The sequence below is a fragment of the Vibrio sp. 10N.222.51.C5 genome, from assembly GCF_041474575.1.
GTDB classification, from domain to species: Bacteria; Pseudomonadota; Gammaproteobacteria; order Enterobacterales; family Vibrionaceae; genus Vibrio; species Vibrio crassostreae_C.
Genome location: NZ_JBFRUJ010000074.1, coordinates 24,553 through 30,766 on the forward strand (window position 1 = coordinate 24,553; position 6,214 = coordinate 30,766).

Genomic DNA, 6,214 nt, shown 5'->3' on the forward strand with positions numbered 1-6,214 from the left:
TACTCGCTACTCGCTACTCGCTTAGTGCGGATCTTCCGACCAACCATCGCTATCTGACATATCTGGTGCGCCAGCGATGCTGTTCTCTTCGTCTGCCCATTCACCGAAATCAATCATCTGACATTGCTTGCTGCAAAACGGGCGGTGCGGGCTTTGTTCGCCCCATTCAACGTCAGCATTACATTGAGGGCATTTAACGATGGTGATTTTCTTCGACATAGTGATTCTTAATTTGAAGGTGTAATAATAGTGAGTTTAGGCTCGAGTGAGGGCTCAAGCCAAACTATAAAAGGAAATTAATTAGGTGCAGATTGCCAATTCAAATTCGATGTCTTGAGTACAGGCTTGCCCAGTTTCAAAGCTCATGAACTTAACAGCAAAGCGGTTCTTGTGACCGGAGATCATCGGGTAGGCACCGTATTGCATCGGAATAGAAAGACGAAGGATATTCGCTTCATCGGCATCGCTCTGGAAGAAGCCAGCACGAGCGATTTTCTCTTTGAAGTGACCCGTCTCTCTGGTGAGCTTCAACCACAGTGTTAGCGCTTCATACAGAGGCTGTAAGCTGTCCATCCAAGCTTTAGCATCTCGCATTCTCTTATCAAGAGGAAGGTGCAGCCAATAATGCAGTGCCGGTAAATCAAAGCAGCATGAGCCACCTGGAAGATTAAAGCGCTGGCGAATCGCACTCAGGAAGCGGTCTTCTTTAAGTGATTGGCCAAAACGTTCTGCCTGCATCAGATCACGATAGATGTTACCAATGTCATTAAGTAGTGATGTCAGCATCTCTTGATCGACACCTTCAACATCCAACCAGCTTTTGTAGGTTACACGTTGCTTCTCAATATCTTTTGCGAGTTCGCTCTTGAGTTGGATCTGTTCGAAGATTTCAATCAGATCAAAGATGGAACGGAAAAAGAGTTGATACTGTTGAGCATCGGAAAATGTAGAAGACAAGTGTAGCTGCCTCAAGAGCGATTCGACTCTTAAGTAGATGCGTGTTTTCTCATTTAGAGGATGTTCAAATTTATGGGTGATCATCGAGCAAACCTTCATTCAACATTGTTCTATTCTGACCCATCTACAGCACTGATTGCCAGATACTTTTGATGTAAATCTGTGATTTGAGGCAAAAGTTCTTGGTTTTTAGTATGGTTTTTAATCACGTCATCTGCAACTGCTAAGCGTTGTTCTCTTGAAGCCTGTGATTTTAAAATTGATGCAACTTGTTCCCTAGAAACATTGTCACGACTCATCGTACGTTCTATTTGAACTTCTGCTGGCACATCAACAATTAATACGCGATCGGCCATGCCTTGCATTTGGTTTTCCACCAATAGCGGTGCAACTAATAAACCATACGGGGATGTGATTTTAGACAGGTCACTGTCAATTTTGTCACGGATCATGGGATGAAGAAGATCATTGAGCCACTGCTTTTCTTTAGGATCTGAGAAGATCAGCTCACGCAGCCTACTTCGGTTGAGTGTTCCATCGTCAAGCAAGATAGACTCACCAAAGTGTTCTGTAATCTGTTTTAAGCCAACACTGCCCAGCGCAACCACTTCACGTGCCACGATATCAGCATCAACAATATCTATATTAAAATGCTCATTGAACAGGTTAGCGACCGTAGTTTTGCCACTGGCGATACCACCGCTTAATCCGATAATGATTGCCATGGTTAAATTCCTAGTACAGAAGTGAAATACCAACCCATGATGTCGTTACCCCACATCAAGCTTACCCAACCCGCAATCGCAAGGTAGGGCCCAAATGGAAAGGCTTTATCGATGCCTTGCTGTTTCAAGCGAAGTTGAATCAAACCAAACACAAGGCCAACAAGCGAAGATAAAAGGATGATCATCGGTAGGTGCTGCCAACCAAGCCATGCGCCAAGCGCAGCCAGGAGTTTGAAGTCACCGTAACCCATGCCTTCTTTGCCTGTCAGTAGTTTGAACAACCAATAAACAGACCACAGAGCCAGGTAGCCAGCCATTGCGCCAACCACAGAATCTTGCAGCGATACTGGGCTGATATTAAACAATGCTAAAGCGATACCGGACCATACTAAAGGCAAGGTGATTTGATCGGGCAGTAGCATGGTATCGAGATCGATAAAGGTCGCGGTAATCAGTGCGAAGGTGAAAAAAATCAAAGCAATGGCGTAGTAACTGAAACCAAAGTGGCTAGCAACCATTGTGCAAAGTATTGCGGTAAGCAGTTCGACCAAAGGGTAGCGAGCACTGATTGGATTAGCACAGCTATGGCACTTACCCTTTAAGAACAACCAGCTTAAGACTGGGATATTGTCGACGATTCTTAATTGGGTTTTGCACTTCGGGCAGGTAGAGCGAGGAATGCTGAGGTTGAACTTTCCCTCTGGCGCTGGAATTTTATATTGAGAGAAATATTCCGAGCACTCTTGTTGCCATTCACGTTCCATCATAATTGGCAAACGGTGTATGACTACGTTGAGGAAGCTGCCGATAAGAAGGCTAAAAATGAAAGCTAATACGGGGAATAGCCAAGGATAGTAGTGAAATACTTCCATAGTGTCCTTTACCACTTAATCAAGGTGAGCAGAGATTGTTGCTCATGGGTGTTTAGTTGCTTTTAACTATCCTAACACACTCATAAGATTAAAGATCGGTAAGTACATCGCAACCACAAGCCCGCCAACAACTGTCCCTAAAAATACGATGATCAGTGGCTCTAGAATCTTGCCTAAATTGTCGACGGTGTTGTCGACTTCAAACTCGTAAATGGAGGCTACTTTATTGAGCATATCATCAAGGTTTCCTGACTCTTCACCGATCATCACCATCTGTAACACCATTTCAGGAAAGGCGTTGGTATTGCGCATTGCGATATACATTGGCATGCCAGCAGCCGTTTCTCGGTGAACCTCAATGATGGCCGATTCATAATGCAGGTTGCCTGCGGTTTTGGCTGTGGTTTTAAGGCTCATTAAAATCGGAATGCCAGAACTAAAGCTGGTTGATAAGGTTCGGCTGAATTTGGCAATAGAGGCTTTGGCTAATACGCCACCAAGAACAGGAAAGCGTAATCCTAGCCGACTAACAGACAGTTTGATCGAGTGGGAACGCTGACACAGTTGGTAAATAATCAGGACAACAAGCCCTATGCCTACGGCAGTATAAAAGCTGTAAGCCTGCATCCAATGGGAAAGGTAGAGTACTTGTTGAGTGAACCAAGGCAGGTCGGCGCCAAAGCCGGAAAACATCGACTCAAACTCTGGAATCACCATGGTCAGCATTAAGTAGGAAACGGTAAGGGCGACCGCTACAACCATTGCTGGGTAGATGAGAGCCTTTATAACCTTGGATTTTAGTTGCTCACTCTTTTCACGATAGGTCGCCAAGCGTTCAAATACTTGTGCAAGGTTACCGGAGAGCTCGCCTGTCGCGACCAAATCAGTGTATAGGTCATCAAAGTGACGACTTGCGGTTCGCATCGCTTTTGAGATTGGCGTTCCGGCTTCTACACCTTTGCAGATATGCGATAGAATCGATTTCATTTCAGCTTTGCGGTGATTGTCTGACACCAACTTGATGGCTTGCACGATCGGCACACCAGTCGCCAACATGGTAGCCAGTTGGCGAGTTAAAATAGTGATGTCTTTGGCTTTGACTCTATGAGTTAAACGAGTCACGGCTGAAATACTTTTCTTTTTGATTTTCTTAATCTGAATATGCTGCTCTTTGAGCTTTTCTCGTACTTCCAATTCAGTGAGCGCTAAGGTTTGCCCAGACACTTTCTTGCCTGAGCTGTTAATGCCTTTCCAGTGATAGCTTTTTAGTTGTGATTGTTTGGATTTGCTACTCATTGGTGCTCCATGGGTTTATATGTACAGAACACGTTGCAGCTCTTGATAGCTGGTGGTGCCTTCAAGCAATTTATCTAACCCTGACTCTTGCAGAGTTCTCATGCCTTCTCGACGAGCCAAGTTTTCAATGGCTAACGCGTTAGGTTTGTCGATTAGGCTGCTTTTCAGTTGATCGCTAAACGGCATCACTTCATAGATACCCACTCGCCCCGAATAACCCTGGTTACACTCATTGCAACCTTTAGGACTCGCTTTGTAGATGGTTTGGCTGTTAGGAATGGAGTGACGCAGGAATATGTCTGGCGAGTCGTCATTTTCTTTGCAGTGGTTGCATAATCGTCTTGCCAGTCGTTGGGCGATAATCAAACTCAATGATGAAGCGAGGTTAAAGGGTTCTATACCCATATGTGCGAGTCGGGTGACGGTTTCTGCGGCGGAATTCGTGTGCAGTGTCGAAAGTACTAAGTGACCCGTTTGCGATGCTTTGATCGCGATTTCTGCCGTTTCCAAGTCGCGGATCTCTCCAACCATCACCACATCAGGGTCTTGTCGTAAAAATGATCGCAGAGCTTCCGCAAATCCAAAGCCGATCTTAGGCGTCACTTGTACCTGATTGATACCACATAGGTTAATTTCCACCGGATCTTCGGCTGTTGATATGTTGCGTTCAGTTGTGTTGAGCACTCGAAGGCCAGTATATAGGGAGACGGTTTTTCCGCTGCCGGTAGGCCCTGTCATTAAGATCATCCCTTGTGGGCGTTTCAGGGCATTGAGGTAGAGTGCTTTTTGATCTTCGCTGTAACCTAACTTATCGATATCTAGATTGGCCGCGCTGCTATCAAGCAGTCGAAGAACGATCTTTTCACCCCACAAGGTCGGCAAAGTTGATACACGCATATCTATCGCGAGTTCGTCGTTCAAGCGTAACTTAATACGACCGTCTTGAGGTAAGCGACGTTCAGCGATATCAAGCTTGGCGAGGATCTTTAAGCGAGCTGATAGACGACGACTTAAGTGAGAGGCGGGTTGTTGGATCTCGACAAGGATGCCATCACAACGCAGTCGTACTCGGTAGCGCTCTTCATAAGGTTCGAAGTGGATATCTGATGCACCTTTACGCACCGCATCGACCAGTATCTGATTGATAAAGCGGCTGACAGGGGAATCGTCTTGGCTGAGATCTTCAATCGACGCTATCTCATCGTCAGACACCTCAACAAGATTGGCGAGTTCATCTTGAGTGATCTCTTTGCGTTTGGAATCTTGCCCTGAAATAGAACGGCCATACAGCTTGCGTATAGCGCCTTCTAATTCGGAGTAGTTGGCGACAACCAGTTCGATCTGTAATCCGGTTGCGAATCGAAAGTCATCTTCAGCTTGTAAATCCGTAGGGTCAGAAACCGCTAAGGTTAGTGTTGACGAGGAGCAATTTATTGGGATTGAATTGTACTTAGTGATGAGTTCACGTAAACCAAGTTCTTCACATAGAGATTGATAATTAATATTTGATAACTGAATAACAGGTAAACTAAAAATTGCGCTTAGGTTTTCAGCTAGACAGCTATCGGAAAGTAACCCTAGGGAGAACAGTGCTTCCGGTGTTGAAACACCGAAAGCTTGAATATGGTCTACTACAGCTTTCTCTTGAGTTGGGTTAATTAAGTTTGTTTGAAGAAGAGCTGTAAGGAGGCTAGGCATCATTATTTACAAGCTTTTGGGACATCATCATCCGTTAGCTTACCAGACTTAGTGAATGTGCAATTCCAACCAGAATTTGTTCTTGCTAATGAAACGTATGCCGTACTTATAGATGTTGTGCTATCGAATAGAAACTTAATTGTTCCGTCAGCTCCGCTGATACTTTCGAAAGATAAAGTACCAATAGCATTCATACCAGTGCTTGCTCCAACAGCGGTAAACCCTGTTGTATCATTTGTAGGAAAGCGACCATTTTCTTGTATAAACATATCTACATTCGTTACTAAAGATTTTGCTGCGGCAAGACCAGTCGTTGCTTCAGATTTCTTTACGTAATTTTGATATGCAGGCACAGCGATCGCAGACAACACACCAATAATCGCCACCACGATCATCAATTCAATCAGCGTAAAGCCTTTCTGGTTCGTTCTTTTGTTCTTGTTATTCATTGTCTAATTCCATTCTTTAGTTTGTTTCAGCGCAAGCACTGGTTGATGGAAAGAATAGAAGTTGAGATGGGGTAGTGGAATGGTGTTCAGGTGTGGTCGCGAGTGGTTTGGTATTTATTGGTGTAGTGTTTCATATAGCAGGCAAATTTATGCGATCAACTTAAATAACTGCTTGAAATATTGATAATTCAGGTAATAAAAAAGGTTCATCGCGGAT

General features: G+C 44.5%; 7 protein-coding genes. All 7 read right to left on the minus strand.

Going from position 1 to position 6,214, the window contains the following annotated elements:
- Positions 1–21: 21 nt before the first annotated feature.
- Positions 22–219, minus strand: coding sequence for a DNA gyrase inhibitor YacG (yacG, locus tag AB4558_RS20390; protein WP_004735515.1), 198 nt, complete (start codon positions 217–219; stop codon positions 22–24).
- 81 nt (positions 220–300) lie between these two features.
- Positions 301–1,041: a cell division protein ZapD gene (gene zapD, locus AB4558_RS20395; protein ID WP_017068873.1), complete on the minus strand. Its 741-nt coding sequence runs from the start codon at positions 1,039–1,041 to the stop codon at positions 301–303.
- Between the two features lie 26 nt (positions 1,042–1,067).
- Positions 1,068–1,682: a dephospho-CoA kinase gene (coaE, locus tag AB4558_RS20400; RefSeq protein ID WP_017058946.1), complete on the minus strand. Its 615-nt coding sequence runs from the start codon at positions 1,680–1,682 to the stop codon at positions 1,068–1,070.
- Between the two features lie 2 nt (positions 1,683–1,684).
- Complete coding sequence (locus tag AB4558_RS20405) at positions 1,685–2,554, minus strand: A24 family peptidase (protein WP_017058945.1); 870 nt, start codon at positions 2,552–2,554, stop codon at positions 1,685–1,687.
- Between the two features lie 66 nt (positions 2,555–2,620).
- On the minus strand, positions 2,621–3,850 hold the full coding sequence (locus AB4558_RS20410; RefSeq protein ID WP_017065898.1) for a type II secretion system F family protein: 1,230 nt from the start codon (positions 3,848–3,850) through the stop codon (positions 2,621–2,623).
- Between the two features lie 15 nt (positions 3,851–3,865).
- Positions 3,866–5,551, minus strand: a complete 1,686-nt coding sequence (pilB, locus tag AB4558_RS20415; RefSeq protein ID WP_372074987.1) for a type IV-A pilus assembly ATPase PilB — start codon at positions 5,549–5,551, stop codon at positions 3,866–3,868.
- Positions 5,551–5,997 carry a pilin gene (locus AB4558_RS20420; protein WP_371724368.1) on the minus strand — a complete coding sequence of 149 codons (447 nt, stop codon included), beginning with the start codon at positions 5,995–5,997 and terminating at the stop codon, positions 5,551–5,553. Before AB4558_RS20420 ends, pilB begins: the two co-directional genes overlap by 1 nt.
- Positions 5,998–6,214 lie beyond the last annotated feature (217 nt).

Coding starts and splice junctions, on each gene's coding strand:
- AB4558_RS20405 (WP_017058945.1), bottom strand. CDS start 2,554: ATGGAAGTATTTCACTACTATCCTTGGCTATTCCCCGTATTAGCTTTC.
- yacG (WP_004735515.1), bottom strand. CDS start 219: ATGTCGAAGAAAATCACCATCGTTAAATGCCCTCAATGTAATGCTGAC.
- coaE (WP_017058946.1), bottom strand. CDS start 1,682: ATGGCAATCATTATCGGATTAAGCGGTGGTATCGCCAGTGGCAAAACT.
- AB4558_RS20410 (WP_017065898.1), bottom strand. CDS start 3,850: ATGAGTAGCAAATCCAAACAATCACAACTAAAAAGCTATCACTGGAAA.
- zapD (WP_017068873.1), bottom strand. CDS start 1,041: ATGATCACCCATAAATTTGAACATCCTCTAAATGAGAAAACACGCATC.
- AB4558_RS20420 (WP_371724368.1), bottom strand. CDS start 5,997: ATGAATAACAAGAACAAAAGAACGAACCAGAAAGGCTTTACGCTGATT.
- pilB (WP_372074987.1), bottom strand. CDS start 5,551: ATGATGCCTAGCCTCCTTACAGCTCTTCTTCAAACAAACTTAATTAAC.